The organism is Chloroflexota bacterium (assembly GCA_011322445.1).
Lineage (GTDB): Bacteria > Chloroflexota > Anaerolineae > Anaerolineales > DRMV01 > DRMV01.
This window is the reverse complement of record DRMV01000017.1, coordinates 23777-42745: the sequence shown is the minus strand read 5'-3', so window position 1 is coordinate 42745 and position 18969 is coordinate 23777. Positions and strand designations below refer to the sequence as shown.

Here is an 18969-nt window from a genome sequence, read left to right as displayed (position 1 = left end):
GAAGTTCAGCAACGATGAGGTCTTTGATTTGGGTGATGCGTTCTGTGGTAGACTTCATTTGGGAGTCCTTTGGTGAGAGATAGATGATGCGTTTATCTCTGTTATACCAGAGGACTCCTTTTCTACAACATTTGAGTGCTCCCCATATAACAAGCATAGCCGGTGCGCGTTCCTCAAGGAGATGATGATGGGCACACAACCGCAACCCCCTGCACCGCCGCGTGGCCTGAAGGCCATTCCCTGGAGGCTGCCGATTTGGCTGTATCGCCTGGGGCTGGGCTTTCTGCTGGGTGAGCGGTTTTTGCTCCTCAACCACATTGGGCGCAAGAGCGGCAAGGTGCGGCAGGCTGTGCTGGAAGTCATGCTGAAAGAAACCGACCCGCTGGCCTATGTGGTCGGTTCCGGCTTTGGCGAGCGTTCCGACTGGTTCCGCAATGTGATGCACACGCCCGAGGTGGTCATTAGGGTGGGCAGGCGGCGTTATCGCGCCCGCGCGGCGCGGCTGCCCCATGACGAGGCGCTGACGCGCTTCCGGCAATATGCCCGCGAGCATCCGCGTGCGCTGAAGGAACTCACCCACCTGCTGCATTACGATTACGATGGCAGCGAAGAAAGCCTGGAAACCCTGAGCCGTGCCATTCCGGTGGTGCGCTTTCAGGTGCTTGGGCCAGCCTGATTTTTCACGGAGGAAACCATGCCCTTGATGTGCCGTGGCGTGCGCGGTGCCACCACCGTGCCGGAAAATACCGCCGAAGCCATTTTGCGCGAAACCCGCCGCCTGCTGGCGTTGATGATTCACGTCAACGGCATTCAGGCGGAAGATGTCGCCAGTGTGATTCTCACCACTACCACCGACCTGAACGCGGAATTCCCCGCGCTGGCGGCGCGGCAATTGGGGTGGCGCGAGGTGCCTCTGCTTTGCGGCCATGAAATGAACGTGCCGGGCCAGATGCCGCGGGTGGTGCGGGTGCTGATACACTGGAACACCACCAAAAGCCAGAAGGAAATCGTGCATGTTTACCTCGGCGAAGCGGCCAAACTGCGCCCCGACCAGATTCACTTGCAAGAGGTCAACTGGGGGGAACTGGAAGCGTGGATTGCCGCGCAACTGGCCGCTTTCGAGCAGCGCGAGGAGCAAGCCCCATGACCACCGTCGCTTTTCAGGGCGAGCACGGCGCGTATTCTGAAGAGGCCATTCGGCAGCATTTCGGCAAGGCGGTCGAAACCCTGCCGTGCCGCACGTTTGAGGACATTTTTGCCGCGGTGGAATCCGGCCAGGCCGATTACGGCATGTTGCCGGTGGAAAATGCAGTCGCGGGTTCCATCAACAAAGCCTATGACCTGCTGCTGGCGCACGATTTGCGGGTGAGCGGCGAGGTGTATTTGCCCGTGCGCCACCATCTTATGGCCCCGGAAGGCACGCGTTTGGAAGACGTCCATACCGTGCGCTCACACCCGCAAGCCCTTGCCCAGTGTGAAGATTACCTTGCAGCCCATGGCTGGCGCGCCGAGCCGTGGTATGATACCGCCGGTAGCGCCAAAGACCTTGCCGCGAAGCCCCAGCCTGGCGTGGCGGTGCTCGCCAGCCGTCTGGCTGCTGAAATCTATGGCTTGCAGGTGCTGGCGGCCGATGTGCAAGACCGAGCCTGGAATGTCACCCGTTTCTTCGTTGTGGGCTATGAGGAAGCCGAACCTCAGCCGCACATGAAAACCTCGCTGGTCTTTGCCGTACCGCACCGCCCCGGCGCGCTGGTGGCTTGCCTGAACGAATTTGCCCGCCGCGGCCTCAACCTCACCAAACTGGAAAGCCGTCCCCGGCGCAACCGCCCGTGGCATTACGTTTTTTACCTGGATTGCGAAGGGGCATGGCAGGAGCCGCGCTGTGCAGAAGCGTTGGTGGGGCTGCTGGCACGAGCGGCTTTCCTCAAATTGTTGGGTTCTTACCCCGCGGCCGAAAACCCCCTTTCAGGCGCGACGGCTTCCTCTCTTGAGGAAACCTGAACTTCCCCGTGGAGGCATCTCATGACCGCGATGATCAAACCTGCCAGCATTACTGCTGACCGCCAGAAAGCCGAACTCACCATTGTGTGGGAAGACGGCCACGTGAGCGTGTATTCCTTTTCGTTGCTGCGCCACGCCTGTCCCTGCGCTGAGTGCGCCGGCGGCCACGAAAACATGCGCAAAGACCCTGACCCGGTGGTTTTCTTTCTCCCCCAAGAAGATTCGCCTCGCACACACATCAAAGCCATTGACCCTGTGGGCAACTATGGCTTCAACATCATCTGGGAAGACGGCCATCACTACGGTATCTACAATTGGGGCTATTTGCGCAAACTCTGCCCTTGTGAGGCCTGCCAGCGCGAGCGTGAAGCCCAGGGGCTGATTCCCGACAAGGAAACGCTGGCGCGGGAAATCGAGCGGCGGCTCAACCCGCCCAAACCTCAGGTGCCGATGGAGTTTAAATTGTAAGCCTGAGGCCCCGGAGCGACTTTTTGAGCCCCCTGGTTGTGTCAGGCATGTGCTTTGGCTAAAGCACATGCCTGTTGTTTCCTTATGCTACAATACATGCAGGCTTTTCCTTAACCTGGCGCGTGCTTGGCGCAGTTGCCCCCGATCCCTTGGGTGTGTTTTCCCTGTCAAAAGCAAGACACGCCGCCCCTTTGAAAAAGGAGTGACTTGTATGAAACGTTTATGGTTATTACTGGTCGGCCTCGCGCTGGTGGTCATCGCCTGCAGTTTCAGTTTTGGCGGTGGTTCTTCGGCAGAGGCGACGCCTACCCCCGCTGCACAAAGCAAAGTGCTTTTTCGCGATGATTTCTCCGATACCGGCAGCGGATGGGACCGGGTCAAAGACCCCAGCGGCAGCATGACCGATTACGTCGATGGTCGTTATCGTATTCTGGTTAATGAGAGCAACACCGACATTTGGGCCAACCCCGGCAAGAATTTCGATGGGGATGTGGTGGTGGCTGTGGATGCTGTCCGCAACAGTGGCCCGCTGGATAACGATTTTGGCGTGATTTGCCGCTATCACGACGCAGACAACTATTACTTCTTCGTCATCAGCAACGATGGCTACGCGGGCATCGGCATCGTCTTCAAAGGTGACCAGAAGATGCTCAACAAAGAAGGCAAGATGGTGCCGACGGATAAATTGCCCCAGGGCGAAGGGGTGACATATCACATCGAGGCCAGTTGTGTGGGCAATACTCTGACGCTCACCGTCAATGGCAAGCGCATTCTCACCGTCACCGACGACCGCATTGCCCCCTCGGGCGATGGCGGCCTGATGGCCGGGACGTTCGACAAAAAAGGCACCGATATTTTGTTCGACAACTTCGTCGTGCGCCGCCCGTAAACTGCGCGGCGTGAGGTCTTTTTGGGGCGCGTGGTGCGGCCACGCGCCCTTCGCGCGGAGGTTGAAGTGACGCTTTTTTCCCATGCTTTGGAAGCCCTGGCGCGCGAGCGGGAAACCTTGCTGTGCGTGGGGCTTGACCCGCACCCTGAAGACCTGCCGGAACCCACGGCAGCGGCCGCGCGCGATTTCTGCCTGCGGCTGATCGATGCCACCGCGCCCTTTGCCCTGGCCTTCAAACCCAATGCGGCTTTCTTTGAAATTTACGGCGCGGCGGGTTGGGAGGCCTTGGCTGAGGTGATTGCCGCGGCCCATGCTACGGGGCTTCCCGTGGTGCTGGATGCCAAGCGCGGTGACATTGCTTCCACCGCGCGTGCGTATGCTCATGCGGCCTTCGACACCCTGCGCGCCGATGCCCTCACCGTCAACCCCTACCTCGGGCGCGATGCCGTGCTGCCGTTTCTGGAAACGCCCCACAAAGGCGTTTTTTTGCTCGCGAAAACCTCTAACCCCGGCAGTGCCGATTTGCAGGATGCGCCGCTGGCGGAAGGCGGGCTGCTTTACGAGCGTGTAGCCGCCCTGGCGCGAACGTGGGGCGCGGCGGGACACGTCGGGCTGGTGGTGGGGGCAACCCACCTGGAAGCCTTGCAGCGCCTGCGGGCTGCGGCTTCCGGCCTGTGGTTCCTGGCCCCGGGTGTGGGGGCGCAGGGCGGTAATTTGGAAGCCGCCCTGACGGTGGGCTTGCGCGCCGATGGTCTGGGCATGCTTGTCGCGGTTTCGCGCGGCATCAGCCGGGCAGAGGCTCCCGCCGACGCTGCCCGCCTGCTGCGGGAACGCATTGCCCGGGTGGCTTTTGCTCCTTCCCGGCAACCGGCCTCGCTGGAAACGCCGCCTGCACCCCTGCCTCCCAACGCAGCCTTGCGGGTGAAAGTGGCGCGTCGGCTGGTGACTTCCGGCTGCGTGCGTTTTGGGCGCTTTACGCTCAAATCGGGGCTGCAATCGCCCATCTACCTTGACCTGCGGCGGCTGGCTTCGTTCCCGGGCCTGCTGAGCGATGTTGCTATGCTTTATGCCGACCTGCTCGCGCCGCTGGCCTTTCAGCGCCTCGCGGCTTTGCCTTACGCCGCGCTGCCCATCGGCACGGCCGTGGCCCTGCGGCTGGGCGTGCCGCTGATTTACCCGCGTAAAGAGGCCAAAGCCTATGGCACGCGAGCAGCCGTCGAGGGCGTTTTTGAAGCGGGCGAAACGGCAGTGATGCTCGATGACCTGGCGACTACCGGCGGCAGCAAGTTCGAGGCCGCCGAGAAACTGCAGGCCGTGGGGCTGCAGGTCCGCGATGTGGTCGTGCTGATTGACCGCCAGTCGGGCGCGCGAAAACAACTGGCGGCCCGTGGCTTGCGTTTGCATGCCGTCTTCACCCTCACCGAATTGCTCGATTTGTGGGAAACCGAACGCCTGGTTTCTCCCGACCATCTTGCCGCGGTGCGACGCTTCCTGGATGCCCCGCCTTCCCAGGCTTCCGCCGCGGCGTAAACACTTCTCTGGAGGTCAATATGTTACGTGTGGGTTACATTGGCCTGGGCCTGATGGGGAAGCCCATGGCGCGCAATATCTTGAAAGCCGGCTTCCCGCTGGTGGTGCACAACCGCTCGCGGGCCGCGGTAGAGGAATTGGCCGCGGAAGGGGCGGTGGCGGCTTCTTCCCCCGAGGAGGTCGCGGCTCAGGTGGATGTCGTCATCACCAACCTGCCCGATTCGCCCGATGTGGAAGCCGTGGCATTGGGCGAAAACGGCATCATCGAGGCCGCCCGCCCTGGCATGATTTTCATCGACCATTCCACCATCAAGCCGGAAACCGCGCGCCACATTGCCGAGGTGCTGGGGGCAAAGGGCGTGCAGTGCCTGGATGCGCCGGTCAGCGGCGGCGATATTGGCGCGCGCGAAGGCACGCTGACCATCATGGTGGGCGGCCCGGCCGAGGCGCTGGAAAAAGCCCGGCCTGTGTTGGAGGCTGAGGGACGCTCCATTACCCACATTGGCGGAGCCGGCGCCGGGCAGGTTGCCAAGGCTGCCAACCAGATTATGGTGGCGGCGCAAATGGTGGCAATGGCCGAACTGCTGTTGCTTTCCCAGAAGGCGGGTGTGGACCCTCAGCGGGTGGTGGCAGCCATTCGCGGCGGGGCAGCCCAGTGCTGGACCCTGGATACCAAGCCCCAGCGCCTCTTTGCGGGCCATCGTGAGCCTGGCTTCAAGGCCTACATGATGCTCAAAGACCTGGATATTGTGCTCGACACGGCCCGCGCTTACGGCATGCCGTTACCTTCCACCGCCGCCCATACCCAACTGTTCCGCTCGATGCAGGAACTCGGCTTCGGCGATCTGGATAACTCGGCTGTGGTGGCGGTGTATGAGGCTTTGACCGGCACGACGCTGAAGACGACGGCTTAGCAGCACCTGAGTTTCGAATAAGCGCCTTGAGCGGAGATTGCGAAGCAAGCGCAGTCGAAACGCGCTGTGCGTGGCGTTTCGGATTTGACTTCATTCCGTCCTTCGACTGCAGCGCTCACCCACGCCCGCGCTTTCGCTTGGGACGCTTTGCTCAGCACGAAACACTGCCAAAGAGATGATCCGAAACCGGGGTTAGCAGAGGCCATGCAGGCGGCTCAGTAGCCTCTCCTTGCCCGAAAAACGCAAGGGCGCACCTTTGTGCGCCCTTTTTGCCATTTTGGGGGTTTACGATGCTTGTTTATTTGATTTTCCCTCTTTTGATGGCTTGTTTTCGGAAAGTGCCTTGCTTTGAGGCTCGATTTCCCCAAAATAGCCCATTTCGGCCAGGGCCGATAGCACGACCGGCGCGGCGTCGCGCCGGATGGCGACCGCCGCGGGGCCCAAAAGCGGCCCCAGGAAGCGCGCCGCGCGGCTCTTCCGCAGGGCTTCTAAAATGGCCGGGTCGCGCACTTGCAACACCACCATCGGCCGGATGGTGGCCTGAACCCCTTCGGCTTCCCACCGGCGGACGGCCTGGACGATGGTTTTGGGCAGGGCGCGGGTGTGCTGTTTGAGCAGCGCCAGCACCCGGTCGGCGCCGATGCCCTGTTCGGCGGCCCGTTGCAAGGCCCTCGCCGTGAGCCGAAAGCGGTAGCCGCTGCGGTCGGTGCCTTCCCATTCGGCGAAGCGAGCGATGTGGTAGCGCACGACCCGGGGGCTGCGCCACGGCGCGAAGAGCCGCCCGTCGGCCCGCAGCATGAGCGGCTGGTCTTCGGCTGCCAGCCCCGCGGGGGCCTTCCCCGCGAGCAATGCCTTGCCCCAGCGGGTGAGCCGGAAAGCCGCAGCCGGTGCGCCTTTGGTGGGGGCGGCCAAGGCCACCACGCCCATCCAGGCCAGGGGCCCCGTGAGCACAAAGCGGATGAGGGCGCCGTCGACGGCGTCCCAGTGCTCCCAGCCCGTCAGCGTTTTGCCGCTTTCGGCCGCGCGCAAATACCATGAGTCGTAATCGCCGGGGGCGGGGCGCTGGAAATCGGGGCAGCATTGGTGCACCGCGGCGATCAACCCTTCCAGGCTCCACCAGGTGTTGGCGGGCAAGCGCGTCAGCCAGCCAAGCACGGCCTCGCGCGCCCGCCGCGGGTCGTTTTCCCAGGGGCCTTGGGCCACCACGCCGGGCATCAGTTTGAGGTCGTTGAAGGCCAGCCCTTCGCGCCAGGCGGTAAACAGCCGGAACAACGCCTCGCCACGCGGCGCTTCCAGGAAGGCGCGCACGGCAGCGGTGTCCACCTCGCCGGCGGAGGTGAGCACACCCAACGCGCGAGCGAGCGCTTCCAGGTGGGCGGGGGTGTAGCTCCAGGCTTTCCGGTCGGGGATGTCTTCAAGGGGGCGGTTGGCGCGGCGGGCGGCAAGGTAGGTAGTCAGGTGGTCGAGGATGTGGTCGTGGGAAGGCTGTGGGAAGGCGCGCTCGTCGCGGGTGGCAGGACGCCCCAGCGGCGCGGCTTCCGGGGGCGGCGGCGGGGGGAGCAGGGCGCGCATTTCGTCGGGGATGTAGGCAAATTCCAGCGGCCCTTCCGGGCCTTCCAGAAAGGCGCGCCCGACCCAACCGGCGTACCATAACACCTCGGCGGGGGAAACCGGCTGTTCGTGGGGTTTTTCCCGCTCCCGGCGGCCGGGGCCCATTTCGCGAAAAGGGCCGAAGCGCCGCACGAACTCGGCCCACGGCAAGCGGCCCTGCCGGGCTTGGAGGGCTTCCAGCGCGGCGCGGGCATCTTCCGGCAGGCGGGCGAGCACGGCTTCGGCCTCAGTGGGTGTGCGCATCGCGGCTTCCAGGGCATCGGCCCCTGCCGCCACCGTGGGGAAGGTTTCGGGCACGCCCCACGTGCGGGCGAAGATGCGCAACAGGCCCAGGTCGGCCTGACGAAGGTGGTAGTGGAGGGAGGGCATGGTCAATCAGGGGGGGCTGCCGTCGGCCGGCGGCGCCGCCACGCGCAGCGCTTGAGGCACCACTTCCACTTTCAGGTGGTGCACATGGGTGTCGAAGTCGGCGAAGATTTCGCCATCCATGTGAATTTGCAGTGGCCGGTCGGCTTCTAACGTCAGGGTGCGGAAATCGTCCATTTCGACCGCGGGGTGGCTGCCGTGCGTGCCGTGCATGACTTTGGTGACCAACCCCAACATGCCCAGCCGGGGGATGCGCCCCACCGCGAGGTAGTTCAGCCGGCCGTCGTCGGGGCGGGCGGCGGGTGTGGTCAGGAAGCCACCGCCCTCTCGCGGGCCGTTCCCGATGACCAGCATGAGCAGTTCGCTCTCGCGGGGCTGGCCGTCGATTTCCAGCCGGAAGTGGGGGGCGTGGAGGTCGAAGGCGATGGTCTGGAGCACGGCGGTCAGGTACATGGCAAAGCCGCGCACCACCGGCAACTGGTGCGACCGAATGGTGACGATGGCGTCGAAGCCAATGCCTAAGGTGTTGTCGACGAACTCCACCCGGCCGTGCTCGTCTTCGGCGCGCATGACGTCGACGGGGCGTGGCGGGGCGGTGAGGGCGATTTCCAGCGCTTTGTGAGGGTCGGGGGGCAGGCCAATGGCGTGGGCGAAGTCGTTGCCCGAGCCAAGCGGCACAACGCCCAGCACGGGGCGGGCTTCCGGCGGCAGGCGCAGCAGGCCGTTGGCAACTTCGTGCACTGTGCCGTCCCCGCCCACCGCGATGACCCGGCCGTAGCCTTGTTCGGCGGCCTGCATGGCCAGGCGGGTGGCGTGAGTGGGGTAAACCGTGCCCGCCCAGTCCAGGCGGCCATCGGTAAGTTCTTCGGCCAGGGGGCGCAGGTCGGCAATTCGCCGCCAGGCGTGGCCGACATCGGCATTGGGGTTGAGGATGACAAGGGTTTTGTCGGGCATGGTGTCCTGTAAAGGGATAGAATTGGGGTGTGTGGTAGGATTATACAGCATTTCCCCTGGCAGCAGGGGGCAGGAGCAGCCCATGCGTGAGCGTAAGCGTTTTTACGTCGTTTGGAGGGGGCGCAAGACCGGTGTGTTTTCTTCGTGGGAAGCCGCCCGTGCCCAGGTGGAAGGCTTTTCGGGGGCGCAATACAAGGGCTTTGCCAGCCGCGAAGAGGCCGAGCGCGCCTGGCGGGAAGGCTACGCGGCCCGGGCGGGCAAGCCGGCTTCCCTGGGGCGCTGGCGCACGGCGGCCCGCAAGCCGGTGCTGCCCAGCCTGGCGGTGGATGCTGCCGCGGCGGGGGCGCGCGGGCCGATGCAATACCGTGGTGTGCGGGTGGATACCGAAGAGGAGATCTTTCGCCAGGGGCCTTTTGCGGTGGGCACGGTCAATATCGGCGAGTTTCTGGCGATTGTGCACGCCTTGGCCTGGCTGGAAGCCCGCGGCCTGACATGGCCGGTGTATTCGGATTCGCGCGTGGCGCGCGGCTGGGTGGCGAAGAGGCGCTGCAACAGCCGCCTGCCGCGCACGCCGGAAACCGAAGCGGTATGGGTGCTTGTGGCTCGTGCCGAGGAGTGGCTGGCTGCACATCCGCAGCACGCGCCGGTGCTACGGTGGGAAACGCGGCTATGGGGGGAAATTCCGGCAGATTTCAATCGGAAGTAGAGGAAACCTACCCCTTGCCGCCGAGGGTCACCGGCAAAGAAAACCCCGGATTGTACAATTTGTAGCTGAAGTCCTTGATATAATGGAATAACGCTGGGTTCTCTACCGCTGCTGCTTGGTTTAGAATTCTTTTACAGGAGGTTTCCATTGTCTCCTCCCTTTTCCTCTACATCCCCCACCTCACAGCCCCCTCAGCCGCAACCCCCTCAAAAGCGTCCAGCAACTTCTCAGGTAAAGCGTTTGCTTTCTATCCCTGAAGATGATCGCAGCCGAATGCGCATGGTGGTGGACAATATTGTCCTTCATCTCCACCCCACCAAAGTTCCTGAGCGCACGCTGCGATTTGTTTACACGTGGGGGTTGGGCGGCTTGAGCGCTTTCCTCTTGCTGCTCCTCATCGCGACGGGTGTTCTTTTAGAGATGTATTACACCCCCAGCGCGCCTCAGGCTTACCTGAACATTTTGCAACTGGAAAGCCAGGTACCCTTTGGCTCTTTCATCCGTGCCCTTCACCACTGGGCAGCCAACCTGCTCATCGTCACCGTCACGCTGCACCTGTTGCGGGTATTCCTCACCGGCGCTTACCGCCGCCCACGCCACACCAACTGGGTGGTGGGCATTGCGCTCTTCTTGCTGGTGATTGCCGCAAATTTCACCGGTTATCTTTTGCCGTGGGACCAACTGGCTTTTTGGGCGATCACCGTGGGCACCGGCATCGTCGCCTACATCCCGTGGGTGGGCGACACTTTGAGTCGGATGCTCTTGGGTGGCCCGGAAGTCAGCGGGCGCACGTTGCTCAATTTCTACACCTTGCACATTAGCATTATCCCGATTTCTTTGGTGCTGCTCGCCAGTTACCATTTTTGGCGCATTCGTAAGGACGGCGGCCTTAGCATCCCCAAAGCGCCGGGCGAGGTGTTGCAGCGCGGCCTGAAACGGGTGACGACCATTCCCCACCTGGTGCGCTGTGAGGCCGTGTATGCCCTGCTGTGGACGGCGCTGCTGGTAGGCTGGGCGATGACCACCCCCGCGCCGCTGGAAGGCATTGCCAACCCCAACGTCAGCCCCAACCCGGCCAAAGCGCCGTGGTACTTCGCGGGTTTGCAGGAATTGCTGCTGCACTTTCATCCTCTGATTGCTGCTATCATCATCCCCACCGTGGCCCTGCTCGCGCTCGCCACACTGCCGTGGTGGGATACGGAGACCGAGAGCGTCGGCGTGTACTTCCGCAGCCGTCGCGGGCGTTTCCTGGCGTTGATGGCGGTGGGCCTGGCGTTGCTTCTCACCCCCGCGTGGATTGCCGCCGACGCCTTTTGGTTGGACTGGGTGGGCTGGCTTCCGAACTGGCCGACCTGGCTTTCCAACGGCGTGCTGCCCCTGGCGCTCTTGCTGATGGGGGCCTGGCTGCTGCACACGTTTCTGAAAAAAGCCCTCCCGACCACCCAAGAGGAGCGAGTGCTCTTCTGGGTGATTTTCCTGCTTACTGCCTTTGTCGTCCTGACAGTGGTGGGCGTGTTCTTTCGCGGGCCGAACATGGATTTGTATTGGCCTTGGAACATGCCGCCATCCCACGGATGACCTTTGGAGGTTGCCATGAGCACATCCCACGAAAAAACAACCCCCATTCATCGCCGTGATTTCCTGAAACTGGGCGGCGTGGCTTTAGGCGGCCTGTTGACTTTCGAGATTGGCGGCGTAGTATTGCGCTACATGACCCCTCGCCAAACCGAAGGCGAGTTTGGCGGCGTTATCACCGCGGGCGCTATTGACGACTTCCCGCCCGGCTCGGTAACGCATATTCCCAATGGCCGTTTCTACCTTTCCCGCCTGACCGATGGGGGCTTCCTTGCCCTCTACCAGCGCTGCACCCATCTGGGCTGCACGGTCCCCTGGCGGCAGGAAGAAAACAAGTTCATCTGCCCATGCCACAACTCGCAGTTCACCGCCGAGGGTGCTTTGCTCAATCCTCCAGCGCCTCGCCCTCTTGACCTCTTCCGTGTCTTTTTCGAGGACGGCATGGTAAAAGTGGATACCAGCAAACCCATTTCGCGCGCCGCGTTTGAGCCCTCTCAGGTGGTGTATCCATGAAACTCTCTGTTATTGTGCAAACTCTTCTCGGTATTGGTGCTGCGTTTTTCCTGGCAGGCGCCCTGTGGTGGTATCAGAGCACCGAACCCCAGCGGTTGGAGGCTGCGCAACAAGCCGTTTTGGCGCGGCAGTTGGATGACGCCATGACCATCTACGCGGAGAACTGTGTTGTCTGCCACGGCATCCGCGGCGAAGGTATCGGCGCAACGCCCGCCCTCGACCGTCCTGACCTGCGAGAAGCCGACCCCGACAGCCTGCACAAAATCATCTCCCGCGGCCTCTACAACACTGCCATGCCCGCCTGGAACATGGAAGACGGCGGCCCCCTTAGCGATTACCAGATCACCGAACTGGTGCAGCTCATTCGCTACGGCGACTGGCAGGCAGTGCAAGACCGGGTGGTCAACCTTGGCTTGGCCCCCACCGTCCCCTTTACCTCGGAGCCCGACGCCAAAATCCTGACGGCGGTGGAAGCCTTGCCTGACGGCGACCTGCTGGCGCAGGGCATTCAAGTCTATGCCCGGGAATGCGTGGCCTGCCATGGCCCTGACGGGCAGGGCACGAACCTCGCCCCGGCACTCAACACGCCCCAGGTGCGCGCGACGGCTCCCGAAACCCTGGAGCGCACCATCCGCTATGGTGTGAGAGGCACCCTGATGGCCGGGTGGGACAATGTCCTCGCCGACCAGGAGATTCAGGCGCTGCTTGCGCTGTTGACCCGCTGGGATGAAGTGCCCAGCGGTGCCATCCCCGAGCCAGACAAGCCCATTCCCGTGACCGAGGAAAGCCTGGCCTTGGGCGAGCAGCTCTTTGCCCAAAACTGCTCCTTCTGCCACGGCCCCAACGGACAAGGCACGCGTCGTGCGCCAGCCCTCAACGTGAAAGGCTACCTGGAAAGCACCAGCGACCTGGCGTTGCAGCAAATCATCACCAACGGCGTCCCGGGCACGGCGATGCCTGCCTGGGGCACTCGCCTGACCGAGGCGGAAATCCAGGCCATTGTGGGTTACATCCGATCGTGGGAACCCACCGCGCCCGAAGTGGCGGAACCCGCAGCCCAAGGCGGGGGGCCGTGGTGGGCGCTTTCGGGCAACGAGCCTATGGGCACGACGGCCGTAGGTGGCGGCGGTGGGCCGCCGTGGATGCGCGAGGATCAAGGGCAAGGTGGCCGCGGCCCGCGCTGGCGACGGCAAACCCCTACGGCGGTTGCCCCCCAGCCCATGCCGACTTCTCTCGCCACCAACACCCCCGGCACCCCGACCACGCCTGCCGCCCAGCCCACCACCGAGGCCGCGGTTCCCCCTGCTGGCCCCGCGGAAAGCCAGAGCGGCCCACCCGGGTTTGCTGCCGGCCACACGCCGCAGTGGATGCAACCACCCCCTCCGCCGCCGTGGTGGGAAGATACCTATGCGTTGCTGTTGATTGGAAGCGTCGTCTTCGCAGGCGTTTTCCTCACTGGCGTGGGGTTCGTTGGGGCCAGGTGGCGAGCATAGCCGCGCGGCCTGCCACGCTGAATGCTTTTTGAGCACGTCTCATAAGATTTTGCCCCACCCTCCGCCAGGGCTTGTCGTTGCCGCCCTCTTGCGCAAGCCCTGGCGGAGTGCCGCGTATGGGAGAGAAGCGAGGGGGATGGCACGGCTATGAGCACTGCTTGCCGCTGGCGGGTAAACCACAGATTTAGAAGTGAGGAAACTGCGCTCTGTTGCTCTTGACAACCTGCCTGTCTGTGATACAATGATACAAAGATACTTTGATACTTTCGGCTGAAAGGGAGTTGGTTGTGTCGGTGCCTTTGCGTCGCCTGCCGCTGGAAGTGGATTTCCGCCAGCGCACCCCCATCACAGAGCAGATTCGTAACCAGATTCGCGTGCTCATTAGCCGCGGGGTGCTGCAGCCTGGTGACCAGTTGCCCACCGTGCGTCAACTGGCAGCCGATTTGCGCATCAATTTCAACACCGTGGCCCGGGCCTATCGGCTGCTGGAGGAAGACGGGCTGATTTCCGTGCAGCATGGGCGCGGCACCTTTGTGCTGGCCCCGGCTTCGCCCCAGGCTGAGGCTTCCCTCAAGCGTGAGACCCTGCGGCTGCTGGCGCGACAACTGGCGGCGCAGGCCCGTGAGATGGGATTCACAGTCGATGAAGTGGTGGCCGCGCTGCGGCGCGCCTGGCAGGAAGATGAACCACCGTAATCCTCCTCGGCCTGAGCGTGCTTGTGTGCCCGTAACGCGATTCATTTCTCTTCCCCTGGAGGTTCGTCATGCCCAAAAAGATCATGTCTTCCAAAGCCAAAGCGGCTAACCCTTCGCACATTGCGCCTGTGGCTTTGCTGGCCTTCTTCGTGCTGGAAAGCATTGCTGTCGGTGGAACGTTCTGGCTGCAGCCCCGTTATGGCGATACGGTGGCTGGCGTTTGGGTGGGCTTCTTCACTGCGGTGGCTCTTTACATTTTGTTTTCCTGGCAAATTGCCAATCAGTGGGAAAAGGCCGTGGTGTTGCGCCTGGGTAAGTTCCGCGGCCTGTATGGCCCGGGGTTGTTCTGGATTGTGCCGGTGGTCGACACCATTGCTACGTGGATTGACCAGCGCGTGATGGTTACGCCGTTTCGGGCTGAAAAAACGCTCACCAAAGATACCGTGCCGGTTGATGTTGATGCGGTGTTGTTTTGGATGGTCTTCGATGCTGAAAAAGCGGCGCTGGAAGTTGAAGATTACCAGGCCGCGGTTTCGTGGGCCGCGCAAACGGCGTTGCGGGAAATCATCGGTCAAAAGGAACTGGCCGAAATTCTCACTGGCCGCGCGGCAATGGATGAGGAACTGCAGCACATCATCGACGAGCGCACGACGCCCTGGGGCGTGAGTGTGCAATCGGTGGAAATTCGAGATATTGTGATTCCGCCCAATTTGGAAGAGGCCATGAGCCGCCGCGCCCAGGCGGAGCGCGAGCGCCAGGCGCGGGTGATTTTGGGGCAGTCGGAGGTTGAGATTGCCGAGAGTTTCTCTGAAGCGGCCAAAGCCTATGCGGAAAACCCCACTGCGCTTCACCTGCGGGCCATGAACATGCTCTTCGAAGGGCTGAAAGAAAAAGGCGCACTGGTCATTGTGCCCAGCAGCGCGGTAGAGACGATGAACCTGGGCGGGCTGAGTGGTCTGGTTTCGTTGAGCGGCCAGCAGACGGCGGCTCAGGAAACCCCTTCGGCGGGAAGCGCGACCGAAGGCGGGGCTTCCGCCGCTGTAGCGCCCAACCAGCCCGCGGGATAATGCTTTCCCAAGGTTTCACGTGAAACCCGCGGACGGTGTTTCGCAGGCTATGTTTCATGTGAAACGTTTGCCCAAGGAGGTTGCTATGAGCAACAAAGCAGCGCTTGGATGGATGGCGGCAATTTTGGCCGCGATGATCGCTGTGACGGCAGTGGTTTATCCCCATTTGCCGGCGGTGATGACCACCCACTGGGGCATCAACGGCCAGCCCAACGGCAGCATGTCCCGCTTTTGGGGCGCCTGGCTGGTGCCCTTGCTTTCGGTTGGGGTGGCGGCCTTGCTCTGGCTGACTCCTTCCATCGACCCCCGCCGCCAGAACTACGCCGCCTTCCGCACCATCTATAACGCCTTTGTGGTGGCCGTGGTGGCTTTCCTTGCCTACGCGGATTTCACCACCCTGGCCTGGAACCTGGGTTATCGCCTTCCTGTGGGAAAGACGCTCGCCCCTGCGCTGGGCGCGATCTTCATCGCGGCGGGCGCCTTGCTCCGCAAGGCCCGGCCTAACTGGTTTGTCGGCATCCGTACCCCTTGGACGCTTTCCAGCCCTGCGGTGTGGGAGAAGACCCATCGCCTGGCCGCGCCCGCCTTCATGGCTTCGGGCCTCATCACGGTGTTGGGCGTGTTCTGGGAGCCGCTCATGTGGCTGGGGGTGGCCTTGGTGCTGGTGGCGGCCGTGGGTGTGGTGGTGTATTCTTACTTCGCCTACGAGGCTGAGCAAAAGCGCGGCGAGCAACGCTGAGGGGCTCCGCTAAGGGGGCCTTTTCCGCAAGGGCATTTTGGTTGCCCTTGCGGCTTTTTTGTGCTATCCTACCTTTGCGCTTTGCTTCGGAGGTGGCGATGAAATCTCTCTTGATCCCCACGGCTGAGCCGTTCCTCTTTCCGGGGAACCCAACGGCCTGCCTGCTGGTGCATGGCTTTACGGCGACGCCGCGTGAAATGCGCGGCTTGGGCGAATATCTCCACACCACTTACGGTTACACGGTTTTGGGCGTCAGGCTGGCGGGACATGCCACCACGCCGGAAGACATGGCGCACATGCGCTGGGAAGACTGGCTGGCTTCGGCCGAAGATGGCTGGCATTTGCTGCGCAGCGCGGGGCATCAGCGCATTGCCGTCGTGGGCCTTTCGATGGGCGGCGTGGTGGCGTTGTTGCTGGCCGCTTACAAACCGGCGATGGCCGTGGTAAGCATGGCTGCCCCGTATGCCCTGGAAATCACTCCTCGTGAGCGGCTCTTGGGGCTGGTGCGGCCTTACTTCCCCAAGGGGGAAGGGAAAGTGTACGACCCCGAAGGTTTCCGCGGGCGGGTGGCCTACCCGGTGAACCCTGCCCGCAGCGTGTTGGAACTGGTGAAAATGCTCGGCGTCTTGCGGGAAGCCTTGCCGGCGATCCAGGCGCCCGCGTTGGTGTTGCATTCCCGCAACGACCGCTATGTGCAACCCGAAAACGCGGAGCGCATCTACGCTGCTTTGGGAAGCCCCCGCAAGCAACTGGTGTGGGTGGAGCGCAGCAGCCATGTGGTGACCTTGGACGCAGAGCGGGAGAAAGTGGCGCGTGCTGTCGGCGCGTTTGTAGCCGAAATTGCGTTGGAGGCCGCGGCGGGAACGTCCGCCTCTCAGAAAGAAGCCGTGGCCGAGGGGGAGGCATGAATCGCGACCTGCGCCTTTTGAGCATTTCGCTCTTCATCTGGGGCATTGGTGAGGGGCTTTTCTTTTACTTCCAACCGCTGTATTTGCAGAAACTGGGCGCGTCGCCGGAAGTCATCGGGGTAATTCTGGGTGTGGGTGGCCTGGTGCTGAGCCTTTCCCACATTCCGGCGGGGGCGGCGGCCGACCGCTTTGGGCGCCGGCCTGTCATGTGGGCTTCGTGGTTTACCGGCCTGGTGGCCGCGTGGACGATGGCGCTGGCGCGCTCATTGCCCGTGTTTGCCGTGGGCGCGGTGCTTTACAACCTTTCGGCTTTCGTGATTGCCCCGTTGAATAGTTACGTCACCGCGGCGCGGGGGCGCTGGAGCGTGCAGCGCGCTTTGACGATCACTTCGGCCTCGTTCAACGCCGGGGCAGTGCTGGGGTCGCTCGCCGGTGGGCAGGTTAGCCAGCGGCTGGGGCTGGCAACCATTTATCAGGTGGCGGCACTGATTTTCATGATCTCGGTGGTGGTGGTGCTTTTCATTCACCCGCAGCCGGTCGTGGCGTCTGACCCTGCCGAAAAGGCGGCCAACGGGCGGCGCTTCTCGCCGCGGTTTTGGGCGTTCATGGGGTTTGTGTTCGTGGTGATGTTGGTGCTCTATTTGCCGCAACCCCTGGCGCCGAATTTCCTGCGCGATGTGCGCCATGTTTCTCTGGGCGATATTGGCACCCTGGGGGCGCTGGCTCGTGGCGGAATGGTGGTGATCAGCCTGGTGTTAGGCAGTTTTGGCGCGTGGGAAGGCTTTTTGCTGGCCCAGATTTCGGGGGGCTTGTTTGCCTTGTTGATTTGGAAAGGCAACGGGATGTGGATGTATAGCGCGGCCTATTTCTTCGCAGGCGGTTATTGGGCCTCCAAGGCGATGGCCGCGGCAGAGGTGCGGAGCATGGTCAGTGAAGCCGCGATGGGGTTGGCGTATGGCCTCAACGAAACCATGGGGGGGCTGGCGGTGTTTCTGGCTTCCACCCTGGCTGGATGGATGTATGCCCGCTCGCCAGAAAGCGCCTTCCGTTGGGCGGCGTGGCTCCTGCCGTTGTTGCTTTTGGGTAATTTGCCCTTTCATCCCCGCTGGCGGCGCGCTAAGGTTTCGCGAAAACAGACCTCGTAACCCGCTCTTTTGGGAAAGAGGCAAGCCCTCCGCTTTGGTTTTGTTTAAAACAGGGCGGAGGGCTTTTGTCGAGGGGGGAGGCGAAAAGGAGCGCTCCCCGCGTGCCTCGAAAGGGGCGGTTAGACTTTGGCAAGGGCGTCTTCGAGGTCGGCGAGGATGTCTTCGGTGTTTTCGATGCCCACCGAGAGCCGTACCAGCCCGTCGGTGATGCCTATCGCCTCGCGCTCCTCTTTGGGAACCCCGGCGTGGGTCATGCTGGCGGGGTGCTCGATGAGGGTGTCCACGTTGCCCAGGCTCACGGCCAGAGTCGCCAACCGGACGTGTTCCATCAGGGCTACCCCGGCTTTGAGGCCACCCTTGAGTTCGAAGGAGAGTATGCCACTGTAGCAATGCATTTGCTTTTTGGCGACTTCGTGCCCCGGGAAGCTTTCCAGGCCGGGGTACATTACCCGGGCGACTTTGGGGTGTTTTTCTAAAAAACGGGCTACGGCCATGCTGTTTTCGCAATGTCGCTGCATTCTGACCTCGAAAGTTTTCAAACCAATGTTGGTCAGCCAGGTGTCGAAGGGGCTGGGCGAAGTGCCCACGCTCTTGAGCACTTTCTTGAACTCGGTGTGCATGAATTCCAGGTGCGGGCTGACCACCGCTCCACCGACCACCACCCCGTGCCCGGTGATGTATTTGGTGGTGGAGTGTAAAACAATATCAGCGCCCAAAGTAAGCGGGCGCTGACAGTAAGGCGTGGCGAAGGTGTTGTCCACACACATCCACGCACCGTACTGATGGGCAATTTCTGCCACGCCCGCGAGATCGGTAATGCTCATCGAAGGGTTGGCCGGGGTTTCGGCATAGGCCAGGCGTGCTTTGGGGTGTTTTTCAAAGGCAGCAGCCCAACTATCAAGGTCGGTGCCCTTGACCCACACCACCTCAATGCCGAGGCGGGGGGCAATGGTGTGCAGGAATTCGAAGGTGCCGCCATAGACGACTTCTTGCGCGATGACGGTGTCACCCGCTTTGGCGCGTGCCATGATGGCGGTGCTTACCGCGCCCATGCCGGTCGAGAGCACCCATCCGGCCACCAGTTCGTCGAGGCTTTTTTCGGGATGCTGGCGGAGCAAATCATAGGCTTCCAGGGCCGCGATCTTGCGGGCCAGGTGTTTGCTGTTGGGGTTCCCGATGCGGGTGTAGATGTAGCCTTCCCCTTTGCCGGCAAAAAGGGCAGCCCCGGTGGCCACATCGGGGAAACTGAACGTCGAGGTTTGATAAATCGGTGTGACGTGGGCATGGTTGGGGTCTTGCCCTTCGCCCACATGGACGGCCAGGGTGCTCATACCCAGGCGCGACCAATCCATTTCTGCGTGGCTCATCTTTTGGCTCCTTGCGTATTCGAGGATT

At 62.5% G+C, this 18969-nt stretch carries 19 protein-coding genes; 16 read left to right on the top strand and 3 right to left on the bottom strand.

Going from position 1 to position 18969, the window contains the following annotated elements; translation table 11 throughout:
* Nucleotides 1-181: 181 nt before the first annotated feature.
* The 7 genes from ENJ54_02925 (at nucleotide 182) to ENJ54_02895 (ending at nucleotide 5802) form a co-directional block, all read left to right on the top strand.
* Nucleotides 182-676 carry a nitroreductase family deazaflavin-dependent oxidoreductase gene (locus ENJ54_02925; GenBank protein ID HFC08800.1) on the top strand — a complete coding sequence of 165 codons (495 nt, stop codon included), beginning with the start codon at nucleotides 182-184 and terminating at the stop codon, nucleotides 674-676.
* An 18-nt stretch (nucleotides 677-694) separates the two neighbouring features.
* Nucleotides 695-1147: a chorismate mutase gene (gene aroH, locus ENJ54_02920; GenBank protein HFC08799.1), complete on the top strand. Its 453-nt coding sequence runs from the start codon at nucleotides 695-697 to the stop codon at nucleotides 1145-1147.
* Nucleotides 1144-2001 carry a prephenate dehydratase gene (gene pheA / locus ENJ54_02915; protein HFC08798.1) on the top strand — a complete coding sequence of 286 codons (858 nt, stop codon included), beginning with the start codon at nucleotides 1144-1146 and terminating at the stop codon, nucleotides 1999-2001. Before aroH ends, pheA begins: the two co-directional genes overlap by 4 nt.
* 21 nt (nucleotides 2002-2022) lie before the next feature.
* Nucleotides 2023-2469, top strand: a complete 447-nt coding sequence (locus ENJ54_02910) for a DUF971 domain-containing protein (protein ID HFC08797.1) — start codon at nucleotides 2023-2025, stop codon at nucleotides 2467-2469.
* A gap of 211 nt (nucleotides 2470-2680) precedes the next feature.
* Nucleotides 2681-3358 (top strand): hypothetical protein, encoded by a 678-nt coding sequence (locus ENJ54_02905; protein ID HFC08796.1) that lies wholly within the window; start codon nucleotides 2681-2683, stop codon nucleotides 3356-3358.
* Between the two features lie 21 nt (nucleotides 3359-3379).
* A complete protein-coding gene (gene pyrF / locus ENJ54_02900; protein HFC08795.1) occupies nucleotides 3380-4888 on the top strand; it encodes an orotidine-5'-phosphate decarboxylase in 1509 nt (502 codons plus the stop codon).
* 20 nt (nucleotides 4889-4908) lie between these two features.
* Complete coding sequence (locus ENJ54_02895) at nucleotides 4909-5802, top strand: 2-hydroxy-3-oxopropionate reductase (GenBank protein HFC08794.1); 894 nt, start codon at nucleotides 4909-4911, stop codon at nucleotides 5800-5802.
* Nucleotides 5803-6087: 285 nt separating this feature from the next.
* On the opposite strand, the gene ENJ54_02890 is transcribed toward ENJ54_02895, so the two are convergent.
* Nucleotides 6088-7782 (bottom strand): hypothetical protein, encoded by a 1695-nt coding sequence (locus ENJ54_02890; protein ID HFC08793.1) that lies wholly within the window; start codon nucleotides 7780-7782, stop codon nucleotides 6088-6090.
* Between the two features lie 6 nt (nucleotides 7783-7788).
* The gene (locus ENJ54_02885; GenBank protein HFC08792.1) at nucleotides 7789-8817 is read right to left on the bottom strand and encodes a diacylglycerol kinase family lipid kinase; all 1029 of its coding nucleotides are present in this window, start codon (nucleotides 8815-8817) and stop codon (nucleotides 7789-7791) included.
* Between ENJ54_02885 and ENJ54_02880 the strand changes: the two genes are divergently transcribed.
* The 9 genes from ENJ54_02880 (at nucleotide 8816) to ENJ54_02840 (ending at nucleotide 17574) form a co-directional block, all read left to right on the top strand.
* Nucleotides 8816-9439, top strand: coding sequence for a ribonuclease H (locus ENJ54_02880; GenBank protein HFC08791.1), 624 nt, complete (start codon nucleotides 8816-8818; stop codon nucleotides 9437-9439). The two genes, ENJ54_02885 and ENJ54_02880, sit on opposite strands and share 2 nt — an antisense overlap.
* Before the next feature lie 273 nt (nucleotides 9440-9712).
* Nucleotides 9713-11017, top strand: coding sequence for a cytochrome bc complex cytochrome b subunit (locus ENJ54_02875; GenBank protein ID HFC08790.1), 1305 nt, complete (start codon nucleotides 9713-9715; stop codon nucleotides 11015-11017).
* Nucleotides 11018-11032: 15 nt separating this feature from the next.
* On the top strand, nucleotides 11033-11527 hold the full coding sequence (locus ENJ54_02870) for a Rieske (2Fe-2S) protein (protein ID HFC08789.1): 495 nt from the start codon (nucleotides 11033-11035) through the stop codon (nucleotides 11525-11527).
* The gene (locus ENJ54_02865; protein HFC08788.1) at nucleotides 11524-13020 is read left to right on the top strand and encodes a c-type cytochrome; all 1497 of its coding nucleotides are present in this window, start codon (nucleotides 11524-11526) and stop codon (nucleotides 13018-13020) included. The genes ENJ54_02870 and ENJ54_02865 overlap by 4 nt, the downstream gene beginning before the upstream one ends.
* A gap of 293 nt (nucleotides 13021-13313) precedes the next feature.
* A complete protein-coding gene (locus tag ENJ54_02860; protein HFC08787.1) occupies nucleotides 13314-13715 on the top strand; it encodes a GntR family transcriptional regulator in 402 nt (133 codons plus the stop codon).
* An 83-nt stretch (nucleotides 13716-13798) separates the two neighbouring features.
* Nucleotides 13799-14782 carry a slipin family protein gene (locus ENJ54_02855; GenBank protein ID HFC08786.1) on the top strand — a complete coding sequence of 328 codons (984 nt, stop codon included), beginning with the start codon at nucleotides 13799-13801 and terminating at the stop codon, nucleotides 14780-14782.
* A 49-nt stretch (nucleotides 14783-14831) separates the two neighbouring features.
* On the top strand, nucleotides 14832-15521 hold the full coding sequence (locus ENJ54_02850) for an SdpI family protein (protein HFC08785.1): 690 nt from the start codon (nucleotides 14832-14834) through the stop codon (nucleotides 15519-15521).
* 98 nt (nucleotides 15522-15619) lie between these two features.
* Nucleotides 15620-16429 (top strand): alpha/beta fold hydrolase, encoded by an 810-nt coding sequence (locus tag ENJ54_02845; GenBank protein ID HFC08784.1) that lies wholly within the window; start codon nucleotides 15620-15622, stop codon nucleotides 16427-16429.
* Nucleotides 16426-17574 (top strand): MFS transporter, encoded by a 1149-nt coding sequence (locus ENJ54_02840; protein HFC08783.1) that lies wholly within the window; start codon nucleotides 16426-16428, stop codon nucleotides 17572-17574. The genes ENJ54_02845 and ENJ54_02840 overlap by 4 nt, the downstream gene beginning before the upstream one ends.
* A 119-nt stretch (nucleotides 17575-17693) precedes the next feature.
* Here the strand turns inward: ENJ54_02840 and ENJ54_02835 are convergent, their stop codons facing one another.
* Nucleotides 17694-18926, bottom strand: a complete 1233-nt coding sequence (locus tag ENJ54_02835; GenBank protein HFC08782.1) for an aminotransferase class I/II-fold pyridoxal phosphate-dependent enzyme — start codon at nucleotides 18924-18926, stop codon at nucleotides 17694-17696.
* Nucleotides 18927-18969 lie beyond the last annotated feature (43 nt).